This window comes from Nonomuraea maritima (assembly GCF_900100395.1).
GTDB lineage: Bacteria > Actinomycetota > Actinomycetes > Streptosporangiales > Streptosporangiaceae > Nonomuraea > Nonomuraea maritima.
Genome location: NZ_FNFB01000032.1, coordinates 51,118 through 67,819, shown reverse-complemented (window position 1 = coordinate 67,819; position 16,702 = coordinate 51,118). Strand labels below are relative to the sequence as shown.

At 70.9% G+C, this 16,702-nt stretch carries 16 protein-coding genes; 9 read left to right on the top strand and 7 right to left on the bottom strand.

Annotated elements, in window-relative coordinates; translation table 11 throughout:
* Window positions 1-7 precede the first annotated feature (7 nt).
* A complete protein-coding gene (locus BLR04_RS33410) occupies window positions 8-760 on the bottom strand; it encodes a class I SAM-dependent methyltransferase (RefSeq protein WP_090772881.1) in 753 nt (250 codons plus the stop codon).
* A 234-nt stretch (window positions 761-994) separates the two neighbouring features.
* On the opposite strand from BLR04_RS33410, the gene BLR04_RS33405 reads away from it, so the two are divergent.
* The 7 genes from BLR04_RS33405 (at window position 995) to BLR04_RS42065 (ending at window position 7,427) form a co-directional block, all read left to right on the top strand.
* Window positions 995-1,600, top strand: coding sequence for a sigma-70 family RNA polymerase sigma factor (locus BLR04_RS33405; RefSeq protein ID WP_090772879.1), 606 nt, complete (start codon window positions 995-997; stop codon window positions 1,598-1,600).
* Window positions 1,597-1,866, top strand: a complete 270-nt coding sequence (rsrA, locus tag BLR04_RS33400) for a mycothiol system anti-sigma-R factor (protein WP_090772877.1) — start codon at window positions 1,597-1,599, stop codon at window positions 1,864-1,866. Before BLR04_RS33405 ends, rsrA begins: the two co-directional genes overlap by 4 nt.
* A gap of 10 nt (window positions 1,867-1,876) precedes the next feature.
* Entirely contained in the window at window positions 1,877-2,818 is a 942-nt protein-coding gene (locus BLR04_RS33395; RefSeq protein ID WP_090772875.1) for an NAD-dependent epimerase/dehydratase family protein, read from the top strand.
* A gap of 218 nt (window positions 2,819-3,036) precedes the next feature.
* Window positions 3,037-4,392, top strand: a complete 1,356-nt coding sequence (locus BLR04_RS33390) for an HD-GYP domain-containing protein (RefSeq protein WP_090772873.1) — start codon at window positions 3,037-3,039, stop codon at window positions 4,390-4,392.
* On the top strand, window positions 4,389-5,684 hold the full coding sequence (locus BLR04_RS33385; RefSeq protein ID WP_090772871.1) for an HD-GYP domain-containing protein: 1,296 nt from the start codon (window positions 4,389-4,391) through the stop codon (window positions 5,682-5,684). The genes BLR04_RS33390 and BLR04_RS33385 overlap by 4 nt, the downstream gene beginning before the upstream one ends.
* Before the next feature lie 132 nt (window positions 5,685-5,816).
* Window positions 5,817-7,172, top strand: coding sequence for an acetyl-CoA carboxylase biotin carboxylase subunit (locus BLR04_RS33380; RefSeq protein WP_245740814.1), 1,356 nt, complete (start codon window positions 5,817-5,819; stop codon window positions 7,170-7,172).
* Between the two features lie 42 nt (window positions 7,173-7,214).
* Entirely contained in the window at window positions 7,215-7,427 is a 213-nt protein-coding gene (locus BLR04_RS42065; protein ID WP_143022328.1) for a biotin/lipoyl-binding carrier protein, read from the top strand.
* A 6-nt stretch (window positions 7,428-7,433) separates the two neighbouring features.
* On the opposite strand, the gene BLR04_RS33370 is transcribed toward BLR04_RS42065, so the two are convergent.
* Complete coding sequence (locus BLR04_RS33370; protein WP_090772865.1) at window positions 7,434-7,820, bottom strand: thioesterase family protein; 387 nt, start codon at window positions 7,818-7,820, stop codon at window positions 7,434-7,436.
* 234 nt (window positions 7,821-8,054) lie between these two features.
* Between BLR04_RS33370 and BLR04_RS33365 the strand changes: the two genes are divergently transcribed.
* The gene (locus tag BLR04_RS33365) at window positions 8,055-9,734 is read left to right on the top strand and encodes a serine/threonine-protein kinase (protein ID WP_176903402.1); all 1,680 of its coding nucleotides are present in this window, start codon (window positions 8,055-8,057) and stop codon (window positions 9,732-9,734) included.
* A 50-nt stretch (window positions 9,735-9,784) separates the two neighbouring features.
* Here BLR04_RS33365 and BLR04_RS33350 read toward each other — a convergent pair whose 3' ends face one another.
* The 3 genes from BLR04_RS33350 to BLR04_RS33340 form a co-directional block, all read right to left on the bottom strand.
* Window positions 9,785-11,431 carry an acetolactate synthase gene (locus BLR04_RS33350; protein WP_090772859.1) on the bottom strand — a complete coding sequence of 549 codons (1,647 nt, stop codon included), beginning with the start codon at window positions 11,429-11,431 and terminating at the stop codon, window positions 9,785-9,787.
* 220 nt (window positions 11,432-11,651) lie between these two features.
* Window positions 11,652-12,368: a dethiobiotin synthase gene (gene bioD / locus BLR04_RS33345; protein WP_090772857.1), complete on the bottom strand. Its 717-nt coding sequence runs from the start codon at window positions 12,366-12,368 to the stop codon at window positions 11,652-11,654.
* Window positions 12,369-12,393: 25 nt separating this feature from the next.
* Entirely contained in the window at window positions 12,394-13,113 is a 720-nt protein-coding gene (locus BLR04_RS33340; protein ID WP_090772855.1) for a GntR family transcriptional regulator, read from the bottom strand.
* A gap of 464 nt (window positions 13,114-13,577) precedes the next feature.
* On the opposite strand from BLR04_RS33340, the gene BLR04_RS33335 reads away from it, so the two are divergent.
* Complete coding sequence (locus BLR04_RS33335) at window positions 13,578-15,047, top strand: PAS domain-containing sensor histidine kinase (RefSeq protein ID WP_090772853.1); 1,470 nt, start codon at window positions 13,578-13,580, stop codon at window positions 15,045-15,047.
* Between the two features lie 57 nt (window positions 15,048-15,104).
* Here the strand turns inward: BLR04_RS33335 and BLR04_RS33330 are convergent, their stop codons facing one another.
* Entirely contained in the window at window positions 15,105-15,359 is a 255-nt protein-coding gene (locus BLR04_RS33330; protein WP_090772851.1) for a WhiB family transcriptional regulator, read from the bottom strand.
* A gap of 283 nt (window positions 15,360-15,642) precedes the next feature.
* Complete coding sequence (locus BLR04_RS33325) at window positions 15,643-16,614, bottom strand: diacylglycerol/lipid kinase family protein (protein WP_090772849.1); 972 nt, start codon at window positions 16,612-16,614, stop codon at window positions 15,643-15,645.
* Window positions 16,615-16,702: the final 88 nt, after the last annotated feature.

The window sequence follows — 16,702 nt, the reverse complement described above, 5'->3', positions numbered from 1 at the left end:
GGGACGGTCAGCCGCTCTTGCGGGCGCTCGCGACCAGGTGGATGCCGACGGTGTCGTCGTCGTTCGGATGCGCCTCCAGCTCGGTGCGCACCAGGTAGCTGAGCGCCCGCGCGTCGGAGCCCAGCACGTGGTCGACCGTGGACGGCGACAGCACCGTACGCGGCCGCATCCACTCGACCTCCAGCCCGGCGCCGACGAGCAGCTCGCGCAGCTGCGTGCTGCTGAAGCAGCGCGTGATGCTGCCGTCGGGCCACGGCACGAGCATGACCTCGCCCGTCTGCCGCAGGTGCTGCCACTGACCCTGCTCGGCCAGGATCGCCATGCCCAGCACCAGCGAGTCGACGCACACCAGCGCCCGCCCGCCGGGCCGCAGCACCCGTGCGACGTCGTTCATCGCCGACTCGGCCATCAGCTCGATCGACAGCGCCCGCTCCTCGGCGAGCACCGCGTCGACGCATCCGTCGGGCAGGAACGCGAGGTCGTCGGCGCGGATGTGCCGGACACGGCCCGCGTCGTGCAACGGGGAGTGGGCCTCTGCCGGGGAGATGGTGCGGCGGAAGTCGAGCACCTCGATCACCCGGTGCCCGGCCCTGGCGGCCTGCCCCGACGATCGCCCGCGCCCGCCGGACAGGTCGAGCACCACGGAGGGTTCGGCGGGAAGCCAGCGGTTGAGTTGTTCGGCGGCGACGGCGCGGTAGAACGTCCAGTACGGCCCGAGCGTTCCTGAGCCGTTCAGTTCCTCGGCCGGAATGGGCAGCACACGCGACTCCTGGGTTCCGGGTAAAGGGCTACCAGCCGGTACGTTATGACGTTCCCCGCACCGGGTCCTTCGTACCTTCTATCTTGCGGGAACAGACAAGGCCGCGGGTGTGTTGCGACGAGCATGCTCACGTTGCTCAGCCCTCAACCCACCGACGGAGATGTCGTGGGCCAGCGGGTATCCTCCCCTGAGTACGGTGTACCGCTACAGTCGGCCACCGGTGATCTTAGGGGGGTGGGTCCGGTGCCCGCGACAGGCGCGGAGACTCTGGAGCAGCGAGGCGAGCGATTCGAGCGCGACGTCATGCCGTATCTCGAACAGCTCTACTCCGCTGCGCTCCGGATGACCCGAAATCCCGCGGACGCGGAGGACCTGCTGCAGGAGACCTTCGCCAAGGCGTTCGCGTCGTTCCATCAGTTCCAGGAAGGCACCAACCTCAAGGCGTGGCTCTACCGGATCCTCACCAACACCTTCATCAACAGCTACCGCAAGAAGCAGCGGGAGCCGAAGCAGTCCGGCACCGAGGAGATCGAGGACTGGCAGCTCGCGCGGGCCGAGTCCCACACCTCGGGCGGGCTGAAGTCCGCCGAGGTGGAGGCGCTGGAGCACCTGCCCGACGGTGACATCAAGCAGGCGCTCGCGGCTCTGCCGGAGGAGTTCCGGATCGCGGTCTACCTGGCCGACGTCGAAGGCTTCCCCTACAAAGAGATCGCCGACATCATGGGCACGCCGATCGGCACCGTGATGTCGAGACTGCACAGGGGGCGCAGGCAGCTGCGGGGTCTCCTGGAGGACTACGCCCGCGAGCGTGGCCTCGTCCCGGCGGAGGGATCGAAATGAGCTGTGGCCAGCCGCACGACACCGACTGCAGCGAAGTGCTGGAGAAGGTCTACGCCTATCTCGACGGCGAGCTGACCGCAGACGACGTCGCAGAGATCCGCGTGCACCTCGACGAGTGCAGCCCCTGCCTGCAGGAGTACGACCTCGACAAGGCCATCAAGGCGCTCGTGGCCAAGCACTGCGGCTGCGACCCGGTCCCGTCCGACCTCCGCTCGAAGGTGCTCGCGCGCATCGCGGAAGTGAGATCCGAGCTCGCCGCCGACTAGGATCAACGCCATGCGCGTGTTGGTCACCGGGGGTGCCGGGTTCATCGGGTCGAATCTCGTCGATCGTCTGCTGTCCGACGGGCACGAGGTCGACGTGGTCGACGACCTGTCATCGGGCAAGGCCGAGAACCTGGCCGCGGCGCAGACGAGCGACCACTTCCGGCTGCACGTGCTCGACATCCTCGACCCCGAGCTGCCGTCCCTGATGGCGGAGCGGCAGCCCGAGGTCGTGTGCCACCTGGCCGCGCAGATCAGCGTGCGCAAGAGCGTGGCCGACCCGGTGCACGACGCCCGGGTCAACGTCCAGGGCACGACGTCCGTGCTCGCCGCGGCTCGCGAGGCCCGTACGCGCAAGGTCGTGTTCGCCTCGTCGGTGGCCGTCTACGGGCGCCCGGCGGCGATCCCGGTGCCCGGCGACGCCCCGACCGACCCGCGCTCGCCGTACGCGGCGGCCAAGCTGAGCGGCGAGACCTACCTGTCGGCGTTCCGGGCGCTGCACGGCATCGAATACACCACGCTGGTGCTGTCCAACGTGTACGGCCCCCGCCAGTCGCCGGAGGGCGAGGCGGGCGTGGTGGCGATCTTCACCGACGCCCTGCTCAACGGCACGCCCACGGTCGTCTACGGCGACGGCTCCCAGACCCGCGACTACATCTTCGTCGACGACGTGGTCGACGCCTTCGCGCGGGCCTGCGGGCAGGAGGGCGACGGCCGCAGGTTCAACCTCGGCACCGGCATCCAGACCACCGACCGGCGCCTGCACTCCCTGATCGCCGACGCGGCGGGAGCGCCCGACAAGCCCGGTTTCGCGCCGCCGCGCCTCGGCGACCTGCCCGCGATGGCGGTCGACCCGGCGCACGCCCACGAGGGGCTCGGGTGGCAGCCGCGCGTCGATCTCGCGGCCGGCCTCAAGATCACCGTCGACTGGGCCGCAGGTCATCGCCACAAGTAGTGGCTTGATTACGCTTTGCTTGCGATTTCCGACTCCGCCCGTCCGGCCACGTCGTCTTCTGTAGCGTGATTCCCAAAGTCGACGTGGAGGCGCGGATGTTGAAGACGTTGGTCGCCCGGGTGCTCATGGCCGTCGTGCTGGTCACCCCCGTGGTCATGATGTTCGGCCCGGTGGTGCCGCCCGGAGTGTCCTGGACCTGATCGTTGTGGGGGGCCGCAATGCGTGATCTGCCGTGGCCCGCGAGGGTCTACCTGGCCGCCGTGATCGGCGCGGCGGCCGCTCTTGTCGTACGTGGCGTGGCCGTCTCCGGCATGCCGGTGGCCACGGTGGACCTCGACGTCCTGCTGGTGCTCGCCCTGCTGTTCCTGGTGTGCGAGTCGATGCCGACGCTGCTCAACGTCGAGCAGTTCGCGGTGTCGGTCAGCTTCTCGGCCTCGCTCGCCGCGGTGGTGCTGCTCGGCCCCGACGGCGCGGCCCTGGTCGGGCTCACCGCCGTGCTGAGCGTGCGGCCGGGGCTGCCCCTCGTCAAACGGCTGTTCAACGGCGCCCAGTTCGCCATCTGCGGCTACGCGGCCGGATGGGTCTACGTGGCGCTCGACGGGCAGGTGGGGGTGCCGCAGGTCAACGCCTTCGACGACCTCATCGGCCCGTACGCGGCGGCCACCGCCGTGTTCGTGGTGCTCAACATCGCGTTGATCCTCACGATCGTCGCGCTGGCCACGCGGGTGCGGCCGGCCGAGGTGCCGGTGCGCGGCCTCGGCCAGTTCCTGCTGTCCTACCTGGGGTACGGCACCTTCGGCCTGCTCGTGGCGGGGCTGTGGGCCACGGTGGCGTCGATCTCGGCGGTGCTGGTGCTGGTGCCGCTGTTCGTGGCGCGGTGGGCGTTCGGCCAGTACCACGCCCAGCAGCGCTCCTACGACGCCACCATCGCCGCGCTCTGCCAGGCGGTGGAGACGAAGGACTACTACACCAGGGGCCACTGCACGCGGGTCTCGCACGCCTCGTCCATGATCGCCCAAGAGATCGGCATGGGCATGGAACGGGTGCGCGCGATCCGCTACGCGGGCATGCTGCACGATGTCGGCAAGCTCGGCGTCCCCACGAAAGTGCTGCAGAAGGACGGCCCGCTCACCGAGGAGGAGTTCGCCGCGATCCAGCTCCACCCGATGCGCGGGCTGGAGATCGTGCGCGGCATCGGGTTCCTCGACGAGGCGTACGCCGGCATCATGCACCATCACGAGAAGCACGACGGCACCGGCTACCCGATGGGCCTGGCCGGCGACGAGATCCCCGAGTTCGCCAAGGTGATCGCGGTGGCCGACGCGTTCGACTCCATGACGTCCGACCGCTCCTACCGCGGCGCCCGGCCGGTCGAGGTGGCCGTGGCCGAGCTGCGCAAGTGCGCGGGCACCCATTTCGACCCGGTGATGGTCGCGGCGTTCGTCCGGGCGCTCGAACATGAGCCGTGGCAGCCGCCGCGGCGCGTCGACCCGCCGCCGCCCGAGGTCGCCACGACCGCACTCAAGGACCACGACGACCCGACGATGCCCATCCAGGTCGTGACGGGGCCATGATCACGACGGAACGCGTCCGGCGGCGTACCGATCGGTCGTTCGGCACGGTGCTGCGCCGGCTCGACTCCGGGCAGCTGCTGCTCATCTGCGCGGCCGGGCTGGTCGCGCTGGCGGGGGTGGCGCACACCGCCGCCGAGGGGCTCGACCGGCCCGAGATCGCCGTCGGGTTCGGCGCCCTGATCGCGGTCGGCGAGCTGGCCAGGCTGACCATGCCGGGCAACCGGGAGGTCGCGCCGATCGGGGCCGCCGCCGCGCTCGGCTACACGCTGCTGCTCGACCTCAGCCAGAACCCGCTGCGCCACTCGGCGCTCCAGGTCGTCGCCGTGATCGCGGCCGGCATGGCCGCGGGCGCGCTGCCGCACCTGGCGGTGGGCCGTCCGCCGCGCCTCGACGCGATGGCGCGGCGCCTGCTCACCGGCGCGCTGCTGGCGTTCGCGTTCCGGCCGCTGGCCGACCCGCTGTACGAACTGACCAAGCCGCCCACCAGCACGTGGTGGCCCGCGCTCGCGGTCATGGTCGGGCTGATCACCGTGGCGCTGCTCGTCGACGTGCTGATCGCCGCGCTCCTGCGCGCCGAGCAGGTCCGTACGGCGTTCCGCGTGGCCGTGCGCGACGAGTTCACCATGGCGTTCCCGCTGGGCGTGGCCGTGGCCTCGTCCGGCGTGCTGCTGGCGCTCGCCACGCACAGCATGGACCTCGTGGCGCTGCTGGTCTTCGCCGCGCCGCTGCTGGTCACGCAGGTGGCCTTCCGCAAGTACGCCGGCATCCGCGCCACCTACCTGCAGACCGTACGCGCCCTGTCGCGCGTCACCGAGGTCGGCGGCTACGTCGAGCCGGGCCACTCGCGCCGCGTCAGCCGCCTGGCGGTGGCCGTCGGCCGCGAGCTCGGCCTGGCCGAGCCCGAGCTGCTCGAACTCGAGTACGCCGCTCTCATGCACGACATCGGCCAGCTGTCGCTGCACGACCCCATCCCGGGCGGCGCGACCGTGCTGACCGAGCCCGACCAGGCCCGCAGCATCGCCGAGCTGGGCGCCGAGGTGATCAAGCAGACGGGGGTGCTCGACCGGGTGGCCGAGATCGTCCGGCGGCAGTGCGACCCGATCACCGACGACCCGCCGCTGGCCAGCCGCATCATCAAGGTGGCCAACGCCTACGACGACCTCGTGGGGCCCTCGACCGACCGCGACCGCGGCGGCGCGGCGCTCGACCGCATCCGGTCGGCGTCCGGCAACACCTACGATCCTCATGTGATCGAGGCGCTGGGGCGCGTGATCGACCGCGGACGCGTCTGAGCTCCACAGCCCGCCGGATGTCACCCGGGCTTCCCGGCGATCACCTTTGTGGGGTTCCTACAGATCGGACTCGCCGGATCGGTGCTTTCGGGGGAAAGGGGTCAAGGCGGTGCCGGCCTTAAGGTGGTCGGCGTGCTAACTGAGACGTTCGGACCTGTCCTGATCGCCAACCGAGGCGAGATCGCGCGGCGGATCATCCGCACGGTCAAGCGCATGGGCTTGCGCGCTGTCGCGGTCTACTCGGAGGCCGACGCCGACCTGCCGTTCGTCCGCGAGGCCGACGAGGCGGTGCTGCTCGGCCCGGCGGCCCCGGCGCAGAGCTACCTCGACGTCGCCAAGGTGCTGGAGGCGGCGCGGGCGACCGGGGCGCGGGCGATCCACCCCGGCTACGGCTTCCTGTCGGAGAACACCGCGTTCGCCCGGGCCGTGATCGACGCCGGGATGGTGTGGATCGGGCCGTCGCCCGAGGCCATCGACAAGATGGGCGACAAGATCAACGCGCGTAACCTCATGGAGGCGGCCGGCGTTCCGGTCGCCGCGGGCACCCGCGAGCCGGTCACCGACCTGTCGCTCGCGCTGAAGGCCGCCGAGCAGATCGGCTACCCAGTCATGGTCAAGACCGCGGGCGGCGGCGGTGGCATCGGCATGAGCGTGGCGCACGACGAGGACGGCCTGGCGAAGGCGTACGAGCAGGCCGCGCGGGCGGCTTCGCGGTTCTCCGGCGACGCGCTCGACGGCCCGGCCGTCCTGCTCGAGCGGTACATCGAGCGGGCCCGCCACGTCGAGGTGCAGATCCTCGGCCTGCCCGACGGCAGGGTGCTGGCGCTGGGCGAGCGCGACTGCTCGGTGCAGCGCCGCCACCAGAAGGTCGTCGAGGAGTCGCCGTCGCCGGGCATCACGCCCGAGCTGCGCGAGCGCATGCTGGCGGCCGCGGTGCGCGCCGGCGAGGCCGTCGGCTACCTCGGCGCGGGCACGGTCGAGTGCCTCGTCGACGCCGACAAGCAGGACTTCGTGTTCCTGGAGATGAACACCCGGCTGCAGGTCGAGCACCCCGTCACCGAGCTGGTCACCGGGCTCGACCTGGTCGAGCTGCAGCTGCGCGTCGCCGCGGGCGAGAGCCCCGAGGTGCCGGCCGAGCCGCGCGGGCACGCGATCGAGTTCCGCGTCTACGCCGAAGACCCGAAGCGGTTCTTCCCCGGCCCCGGCGTCATCACCGTCTGGGACGAGCCCACGGGCGACGGCGTTCGCGTCGACTCCGGATATGAGCTCGGCAACACCGTCACCCCGTTCTACGACCCTATGATGGCCAAGCTCTGCGTGTACGGCGCCGACCGCGCCGAGGCGCTGGAGAAGGGGCGCAAGGCGGTGGCGGAGTTCGCCGTCGAAGGGCCCAAGAACAACCTGCCGTTCTGCGCCGAGCTGCTGGAGAACGCGCAGTTCGTCACCGGCGACTACGACACCGGCCTGGTCGCGCGCATGCGCGCCTAGCCGACATGAGATTGTTGAACCATTTCGAAGAGGAGAGTCACGGTGGCTGAGGTACGCGCTGAGATGGTGGCGAACGTCTGGAAGGTCGTCGTCGCCGAGGGTGACACGGTTTCCGACGGTGACACGCTCGTCATCCTGGAGTCGATGAAGATGGAGATCCCGGTGCTCGCCGAGGACGACGGCGTGGTGGCCCAGCTGAAGGTCGCCGAGGGCGACGTGGTCCAGGAAGGCGACCTGATCGCCGTCATCGAGTAGCCGGTCTCAGCGGCGGCGTTCGCTCGCGGCGAGAAAGCGGGCACGGTCGACCACCACGCGTTCGATCGTGCCCTTGCCCACGACAGAGTGATCGTCGTGGGCCTCGAACGCGAAGACCAGCCGCCGTCCGTCGATCTCGATCAGTTCGACGCCGACCTGCACCCGCGACCCGAGCGGGCTGGCGGCCAGGTGTTCGAGCTCGACCCGGGTGCCGACGGACGTCCGGCCCGGCGTGAGGTGCCGTTCGACCGCTCGTACGGTCGCCGCTTCCGCCAGCGCGAGCAGGCGCGGGGTGGCGAGCACGGGCACGTCTCCGCTGCCCACCTTCTTGGCGGTGTCCTCCATCTCGACAGCGATCACCAACTGGGCGCGCAGCCCTGGAACGAGCGTCATGGAGTGAGCGTACTCACACCATCGTCGATCTTCGGGAAACGCGGACAAGCAGAGGGGCAAGGCCACAGGATAGGTTTTGTACGCTTGAGGCAGTTTTAGTGGCATGTGGGCCGAGAGGGTGGCACGCACTCCTAGTTCCGTGACCACTGTGTGACCTCGTTGCGACAAAACTTCGCTTTGTTGGAGAACCGCGCGGCGGGAGAGGTACAGAGGCAGGGGGGTAGCGGGGGAATCATGGTGGCCCAAGGGACGACGCTGGCGGGTCGGTATCGACTGGACACCCGCATCGGCGCCGGTGGCATGGGCGAGGTGTGGCGTGGAGAGGACGTCGTCCTCGCGCGCACCGTCGCCGTCAAAGTGCTGCTCCCAGGCCGCATGCAGGACCCCGGCTTCGTCGCCCGCTTCCAGGGCGAGGCGCGGGCCATGGCGACGATCAACCACTCCGGCGTGGTCGACGTCTACGACTACGGCGTCAGCGGCGACACCGTCTACCTGGTGATGAAGTTCGTCGACGGCGAACCGCTCGACCGCCTGCTCGGCCGGCTCGGCCGCATCCCTCCGCAGGCCGCCATGGAACTCATCTCCCAGGCCGCCTCCGCGCTCCAGGCCGTCCACGACCAGGGCATCGTCCACCGCGACGTCAAGCCGGGCAACCTGCTCGTCCAGCGCGACGGCACGCTGGTGCTCACCGACTTCGGCATCGCCCGCTCCGACCTGGCCAACCGGCTCACCGACGCCGGCATGGTCCTCGGCACCGCCGCCTACTGCGCCCCCGAACAGGCAGAGGGCGCGCCCGTCACGCCCGCCGTCGACATCTACGCGCTCGGTGTGGTCGCGTACGAGTGCCTGGTGGGGCAGCGGCCGTTCGACGGCGACAGCCCCGTCACGATCGCGCTCAAGCACATCCGCGAGGCCCCGCCGCCACTGCCGCAGGAGATCCCGCAGGCGGTGCGCGCGCTGGTCGACATCGCCCTGTCCAAAGACCCGGCCAGGCGCTTCCAGAGCGCGCGGGCGATGAGCGAGGCCGCCCGCGCGATCGCATCCGGTCAGGTGCCCGCCGTGCCCGAGCCGCCGGCCCTGCCCGTCGCGCCGTCCACGGGGGCCACCATGGCCCCGCCGCCGGCCGCGTACCAGAACCAGCACCAGACTCCCCAGCCGGCGAGCCCGTACGAGACGGGCGCCCGGATGGCGCAGCAGGACACCACGCTGGCCGAGCGGCGCGGGGGCCGCCGGGCGGCGGGCAGGGGCTCGCGCCGGACGGGGCTCATCGCGGCCATCGCGGCGGCCATGGTGCTCGGCGCGGGCGCGACCGCGGTCGCCCTGACCGGCTTCCCCGGCTCGGGGCAGCCGACCCCGACGTCGAGCATCGACGTGGTGGGCAACGAGGACAAGGTCACCAAGCCTCCCAAGCCCGACCCCACGAAGACCAAGCCGACTGAGGCGCCGGAGCCCACGGCTGAGCCGACGCATCAGGAGAACCGTCCGCCCAAGCCCACGGAGAACCCGCGCCCGCCCAGGGAGTCCGAAGAGTCGCCGAAGCCCAACGACACGCCCTCCAGTACGCCGACCACCACCCCGTCGGCCACACCGACGAACAGCCCGTCGCCGACCAAGAGCCCGACGACGAGCCCGTCCCCCACGGACAAGAAGGTCGCCGTGCCCAAGGTCGTCGGCCTGCCCTTCCTGATCGGCGCGAAGGAGATCGAGAAGGTCGGGCTCGAATACCAGCCGGTCGACCAGACCTCCACTCGCAACGGCATGCGCTGCGGCAAGATCGTCAAGTCGACGCCGGCCGCCGGGACGCGGCTCGACCCGGGCAAGACGGTCACGGTGTTCGTCGTCGACGGCATCTGCCCCGAGGACGCCCCGCCGCCCAGCCCGACCCCCACGGCGGCGCAGACCAAGAAGCCCTGACGCGCTCCGGCCAGAAAGCCGGAGCGCTGCGGACGACCCAAATGGTGCCGTCACACCCCCGTCGTGTTGCGGGGGTAGGCGACCTGCGGGTCGGTCGCGATGTTCACCATGTACGGGATGCCCGAGTCGAACGCCCTGCGCAGCGCCGGACCGATCTCCGACGGCTTCGTGACGAGCTCGCCGCCACCGCCGAGCGCGGTCACGACCTGGTCGTAGCGGCACTGCGGCTGCAGCTCGGCGGCCACGTCGTAGCCGTACAGCAGCTGCATGGGGTGCTTCTCCAGGCCCCAGATGCCGTTGTTGCCGCAGACCATGACGACCGGCAGCTTGTGGCGGACGAGCGTGTCGACGTCCATCAGGGAGAAGCCGGCGGCGCCGTCGCCGAGCAGCAGCACCACCTGTGAGAACGGCCGGGCCAGGCGGGCGGCGATGGCGTAGCCGAGGCCGGTGCCGAGGCAGCCGTACGGGCCTGGGTCGAGCCAGTTGCCCGGCTGCTTCGGCTCGACGTACTTGCCCGCGTACGAGACGAAGTCGCCGCCGTCGCCGATCACCACGGCGTCGTCGTCCAGGACCTTGGCGAGCTCGCCGTACACGCGCATGGGGTGGATCGGGTCGGAGTCGGAGGCGAGCAGCTCGGCGTCGCCGGCGATGGCCGCCGTGGCGGCCTCCGACAGCCTGGACACCCAGGGCGCGTACCTGTCGGGCTTGACCCCCGCGTCGGCGCAGGCCGTGCCGAGGCTCCACAGCACCACCGACAGGTCGCCCGCGGCGGTGGCGGACGGCTGCATGTGGGTGGCGAGCTGCGAGGGCGCGTCGGCGATGTGCACGACGCGGGCGAGCGGCGCGCCGTCCTTGCCGCCGAACCAGCCGTAGCCGAGGCGGAAGTCGAGCGGCGTGCCGACGACGATGACCAGGTCGGCCTGGCCGAAGGCGATGCCGCGGGCGCGGGTGACGAGCAGGTCGTGCCCGGACGGCAGGATGCCGCGGCCCTGGCCGTTGGGGATGACCGGCAGCCGCCAGGTCTCGGCGAAGTCGCGGGCGGCCTCCTCGGCGCGGTCCATCCACACGTCGGAGCCGTAGACGATGACCGGGCGCTCGGCCTCGGCGATCAGCCGGGCGACGGCGGACACGTCGGCGGGGTCGGGCTCCAGCGGCGAGGGCGTCTGCGTGCGCACCTCGTGGATCGGCGCGGGGGAGAACAGGTGGTCCATGTAGAAGTCGAGGAACACCGGGCCGCGGTGGGGCGCGAGGGCCGTGCGGAAGGCCGACTCGACGTCCTGGCCGACGGAGTCGGCGCCGGCGGCGGTGAACGACAGCTTCGTGATCGGTTCCAGCAGCGGCGGGTGGTCCATCTCCTGCAGGGCGCCGCTGCCCCAGCGCGACTTGGGGGCCCGTCCGCCCAGCACGACCACCGGCGAGCCGTTGAAGTGGGCGGTGGCGACGCCGCTGACGCCGTTGGTGATGCCGGGCCCGGCCGTCAGCACGGCCAGCCCGGGTTTCCTGGTCAGCCGGGCGGTCGCCTCGGCGGCGAAGACAGCGCTCTGCTCGTGTCGGACATCGACGAGGCGCATGCCCTCGTGGACCGCGCCGTCGTAGAGCGGGAAGACGTGCCCTCCCGACAGGGTGAACATGGTCTCGACGCCATAGGCCTTGGACACGGCGACGGCGGCGTCACCGGCGTGCTTCGCAGACTCCATGCCGGGAACCTACCAACCAGTCACCCCGGTAAACAGACCTTCAACCCTTGGTGGTCCGCCGCGCCGAGGTGAGGTCGCTCGGGGGAGTGGGCGCCCGCTGTACCGCTTCCGCACGAGGCCGTGCGGTGTCGTCGGGGGACGGGGGCGTCGGCGGTGATCTTCTGCGTCGGGGTGACGTCGCTGGGGGAGCAGGCGCCCCCTCGTCGTCCGCTGCCGCGGGTCAGGCGCTGTGGTGGTGGCGGAAGGTGGAGGGGTCGAAGGTGCCGCCCAACGTGGCGCCGAGTGACTTGCGGGCTGCTTCGGTGAAGGCGGGCCGGGGGAGGTGGCCTGCTCCGTCGGGGAGGGCGCCGGCCAGGGGCCGGGCGGCCAGCATCTCGAGGTCGGCGACGCTGCTCCGCTCGGCGAGGCCGGGCGCCTGCGGCCAGCGTCCGATCACGATGCCCGCGAGGTCGAGCCCGCGGTGCGCGAGCGCCTCCAGGGTCAGCGCCGTGTGATTGACGGTGCCGCGCCCGGCCCGTACGGCCACGAGCACCTGGGCCTGCAGCGCGCGGGCCAGGTCGGCGATCGTGGTGCCGTCGTCGTCGTAGCGTTCGAGCAGCCCGCCGGTGCCGTCGACGACCACCAGCCGGTTGCTCTCCGCGAGCTCCCGCACCCGCGCCACGACGCCCGCCGCCGACACGGGCGGCATCCCGGAGGCCCGGGCGGCCGCGGCGGGCGACAGCGGGTCGGGGAACCGGCTCAGCTCGAACGTGGTGGCGGCCCCGGACAGCCGGATCACCTGGTCGACGTCGCCGGGCTCACCGGCCGCCACTCCGGTCTGGGCGGGCTTGACCACGGCGGCCGTGGAACCGCGCGCGAGCGCGAGCGCCACCACCGCCGCCGTCACCACGGTCTTGCCCACGCCGCCGTCGGTGCCGGTGACGACCAGAACGCTCATCCCCTCAGCCTAGAGAGGTCGAGAGCTACGGACGGCGAAGCCGGGTGACGAATTTGTAGCGGTCGCCGCGGTAGAGGGACTGCGCCCACTCGACGGGGTTGCCGTCGGCGTCGAAGGCGTGCCGGGTGAGCAGCAGCATGGGCAGCCCGACGTCCACGCCGAGCGCCTTGGCGTCGTACGGGGTCGCGAGGACGGTCTCGATGATCTCCTCGGCGTCCGTCAGCCGGACGTTGTAGGCGTTGTGCAGCGTCTCGTACAGCGACGCGTGCACCTCCAGTTCGCGCCGCAGCCGGGGGAAGCGGCGGGCGGACAGGTGGGTGGTGTCTATCGAGACGGGTTCGCCGTTGGCCAGCCGCAGGCGGTGGATGCGCAGCACCCGGCCGCCGGGGTTGATGGCGAGCCGGCGCGCCAGCGCCTCGTCGGCGGTGATGTAGCCGATCTCGAGGATCTTGGTGTCCGGTTCGAGGCCGGCCGTGCGCAGGTCGCCGATGTAGGAGGTCAGCTGCAGCACCTGCGCCACCTTCGGCTGGGCCACGAACGTGCCCTTGCCCTGGATGCGCAGCAGCCGCCCCTCGACCACCAGCTCGGTGAGCGCCTGCCTGACCGTCGTGCGCGAGGTCTCGAACCGTACGGCGAGCGTGCGTTCGGGCGGCAGTGCCGTGCCCGCCGGCAGGCTCTTGGTGAGTTCGAGCAGGCTGCGTTTGACGTCGTAGTACTTCGGAACGCGGGGGCCGTCGTCTGTCACGCGCTCACCTTCACTTCTGCCACGGCGGTGAGGGCGTGTCTGGTCACCGCGAGATCATCGGAACTCACTTCGCCCCGAGCGGTCAACCGCGGTCTGGGGCGGCTCACCGGCGCCGGTCGCGTACGGGCGTGGGCACGCGCGACTCCGGGATGCTCAGGTTGATGGTGAAGAATATCCACAGCTGGCCGTGACCTGGCAACCGAGGCCCGGCGACGCGTCGTGTCGAGGGCGAACGACCTGCTCGTGTGGATCACCTCCCGGGGGCGGCCGCGTAGGTGTGATGCTCCCCACACTGTGAGATCTCGGGGGAGGTCCTGTCGAGTCCGCGGGCTCGCGTTCTTCCGCGTACGGAGTCATGCCCGCCTCATCAGGACTCTGCCCTGATGTCCGGTGTGTGGTCAAACGAGTACATTTTCCAGAGCGCCGGTTTGGTTGTCGGCGGCAAAACCACGCATGATGCAGACGTGCCGACTCTCAGCGACCTCGTAGCCCGCCACACCGCGCTCGACGGGGCCGATCTCGACTGGCTGCACTCGCTGGTCTCCGACTGGCAGCTGCTCGCCGACCTCTCCTTCGCCGACCTCGTCCTGTGGGCCCCGCTGCTCGGAGAGACCGGCTGGATCGCGATCGCGCAGATGCGGCCCACGACCGGCCCGACCGTCTACCACGACGACATCGTCGGCACCATCGCGGCCAAGGGCGAGCGGCCGCTCATCGACACCGCGTGGAACGAGCGCCGCATCTGCCGCGAGGGCGATCCCGACTGGTCCACGGGCGTGCCGGTCAGGGAAGAGACGATCCCGGTGCGCCGCGCGGTCGAGGGCGGAGCCGCCCGCTTCCTCGGGGTCATCCAGCGCTCGACCAACCTGTCGTCGGCGCGCACGCCGTCCAGGCTGGAGCTGACCTACCTGCAGAGCGCGTCCGACCTCGCGCAGATGGTGGCCGAGGGCCGCTTCCCGTTCTCGGGGGAGGAGCCGATCCTGGTCCGTTCGCCGCGCGTCGGCGACGGGCTGCTCCGGCTCGACCGCGCCGGACGGGTGACGTACGCCTCCCCGAACGCCCTGTCGGCCTACCGGCGGCTAGGCCTGCACGCCGACCTGGTGGGCGCGGAGCTCGGCCGCGTCACGGCGGCGCTGTGCTATTCCGACGAGCCGATCAACGAAGACCTCATGATCGTGGCCAGCGGACGCGCGGCCAAGGAGACTGAGGTCGAGTCGGGCGGAACGATCGTGCAGCTCAGGGCGATCCCCCTGATCGTCGGCGGGGGCCGCATCGGCGCTCTCGTCCTCATCAGGGACGTCACCGAGCTGCGGCGGCGCGAGCGTGAGCTGATGACCAAGGACGCCACCATCCGCGAGATCCACCACCGGGTGAAGAACAACCTGCAGACCGTCGCGGCCCTGCTCAGGCTTCAGGCGAGGCGGCTGCGGGTGCCCGAGGGCCGCGAGGCGCTGGAGGAGGCCGTGCGACGGGTGGGGTCGATCGCGATCGTGCACGAGACCCTGTCGCACGCGCCCGAGGAGTTCGTGAACTTCGACGAGATCGCCGATCGCGTGATCGCGATGGCAGGCGAGGTGTCCTCGCCCGAGGTGGCGTTGACGCCTCGACGGGTCGGGGAGTTCGGGGTGCTGCCGTCGCTGATCGCGACGCCGCTGGCGATGGCGCTCACCGAGCTGCTGCAGAACGCGTTGCAGCACGGGCGCCCGAAGCGGCTGGAGGTCGTCGTCGAGACGGTTCTCGAACGGCTGAACGTGACGGTCTGGGACGACGGTGCGGGGCTTCCCGAAGGTTTCGAGCTCGACAGCTCGACCAGCCTGGGGCTGCAGATCGTGCGCACGCTCGTGGAGGGGGAACTGTCCGGCCGGCTCACGATAGAGCCGAGGCCGCAGGGCGGCACCGTGGCCGACCTGTCCATCCCGCTTCCACCCTGCTGAGGGTGCGGCGCGAGGTGCCTGTTTGGGGGGTGCCTACGTGCTGCCAGGCGTACCGGTTCAGGCGGTGGCACGCGCGCGGGCGCGCGCGGAGCGACGCTTCAGTGCCCGGCGCTCGTCCTCGCTGAGGCCGCCCCAGACGCCGGCGTCCTGGCCGGACTCCAGTGCCCACTTCAGACACGACTCGACGGCCGAACAGGAACGGCAGACCTGCTTGGCCTCTTCGATCTGCATGAGGGCGGGGCCGGAGTTGCCGATCGGGAAGAACAGCTCGGGGTCCACGTCACGGCAGGCAGCTCGGTGGCGCCAGTCCATGCGTCCACTCCTTAGTAGATGGAGCCTCTGGTCGGCTCCGTACGGCTACTACTTTGTGAAAGGTTTCACTAACTACGGCGAACAATTACCCGCGTCCCTGGTCAGGACACGGGGGGATGTCCGCTTGATCGCCGGGCGCTTTCCCTTTGGGGTTGTTAAAGGTCCTACGTTCCGACGTCCAAGATGAGACTGTCAGCCACGCAGAGTGCACGCAAGAGGGTTGGCGCGATGTTTTCCCGCATATGGATGTCGGATGCGTCACACAATGACCGGATGTAACCGGCTAGACCAGGACTTGTAACGCGTTGGGGGTAGAGCGGAACGTCACGCTCTCGCGTTCGCCCAGGTAGTCGCCGTCCAGCTGGAAGGCCACGGGGCGGGCGGCCGTGAGCGTGAACTCGGCCTCGTCGTGCAGCTGCACGAGGTGCCGGCCCACCGGAAGGGTGTCACTGACCGTGAGCATCTGCCGGATCATCGACGCGACCGCGACCGGGCCCATGCGGCGCAGCCCGAGCACGTCGAGCCCCGTCTCGAAGCTCGCCCACGGCGTCGGGCGCACGGGCCGCGGGCCGACGTACGTCCACGGGGAGGTGTTGGAGATGATCGCCATGAACATCCCGTGGGCCGTCGGGATGCCGGGGCCGGTGAGCGTCATCGCCGGATGCCGCTTGTCCGTGGCCAGATAGTGCCGTAGAGCCGTGTTCACATAGCGGGTCGGCGTGGCTTTGCGCCCGGACCCCCGCAGGCCCTCCACGGCCCGCACAACCTCGGCGTCGTACCCCATGCCCGAGCAGAACGTGAAATAGCGGCTCTGCCCCTCCCACAGCGCCTGGCCGAGGCCGACGGTCCGGCGCCGGTTCTCGCGCAGCGCCTCCAGCACCACGCTGGTCGACTCGACCGGGTCGTTCGGCAGGCCGAGCGCGCGGGCGAAGACGTTCGCGCTGCCGCCGGGGATCACCATGAGCCCTGGCCGCCCGAGGCTCGGATCGTCGCTGGGTGGTGCCGGCAGCTCACCGCCGCCCACCGGGTTGAGCAGGCCGTTGACGGTCTCGTTGATCGTCCCGTCGCCGCCCAGCACCGCCACCACGTCGTACCCCTTGGCCCGCGCCGTGGCCGCCAGGCGGGCGGCGTGCCCGCGGTAGCGGGTCTCCTCGACGGTGAGGTCCACGGCCGCGCCGAGTGCGCGGATCAGCACGTCACGCGTACGGGCGTTCGTCGTCGTCGCCGTGGGGTTGACCAGCAGCATTGCGCGCATAGCGCCCAGCGTAGCCAATCGATGTCGTCCACAATCAAGCCGATCGTCCCGTATGTGGGGTTCTCGGTTCGCCGCCTCACGGACCGCC

Bases quoted from the DNA above. Each gene is read 5' to 3' on its own strand.
- rsrA (WP_090772877.1), top strand. From the start codon at position 1,597: ATGAGCTGTGGCCAGCCGCACGACACCGACTGCAGCGAAGTGCTGGAG.
- BLR04_RS33365 (WP_176903402.1), top strand. From the start codon at position 8,055: ATGGTGGCCCAAGGGACGACGCTGGCGGGTCGGTATCGACTGGACACC.
- BLR04_RS33390 (WP_090772873.1), top strand. From the start codon at position 3,037: ATGCGTGATCTGCCGTGGCCCGCGAGGGTCTACCTGGCCGCCGTGATC.
- BLR04_RS33350 (WP_090772859.1), bottom strand. From the start codon at position 11,431: ATGGAGTCTGCGAAGCACGCCGGTGACGCCGCCGTCGCCGTGTCCAAG.
- BLR04_RS33385 (WP_090772871.1), top strand. From the start codon at position 4,389: ATGATCACGACGGAACGCGTCCGGCGGCGTACCGATCGGTCGTTCGGC.
- BLR04_RS33370 (WP_090772865.1), bottom strand. From the start codon at position 7,820: ATGACGCTCGTTCCAGGGCTGCGCGCCCAGTTGGTGATCGCTGTCGAG.
- BLR04_RS33325 (WP_090772849.1), bottom strand. From the start codon at position 16,614: ATGCGCGCAATGCTGCTGGTCAACCCCACGGCGACGACGACGAACGCC.
- bioD (WP_090772857.1), bottom strand. From the start codon at position 12,368: ATGAGCGTTCTGGTCGTCACCGGCACCGACGGCGGCGTGGGCAAGACC.
- BLR04_RS33330 (WP_090772851.1), bottom strand. From the start codon at position 15,359: ATGGACTGGCGCCACCGAGCTGCCTGCCGTGACGTGGACCCCGAGCTG.
- BLR04_RS33395 (WP_090772875.1), top strand. From the start codon at position 1,877: ATGCGCGTGTTGGTCACCGGGGGTGCCGGGTTCATCGGGTCGAATCTC.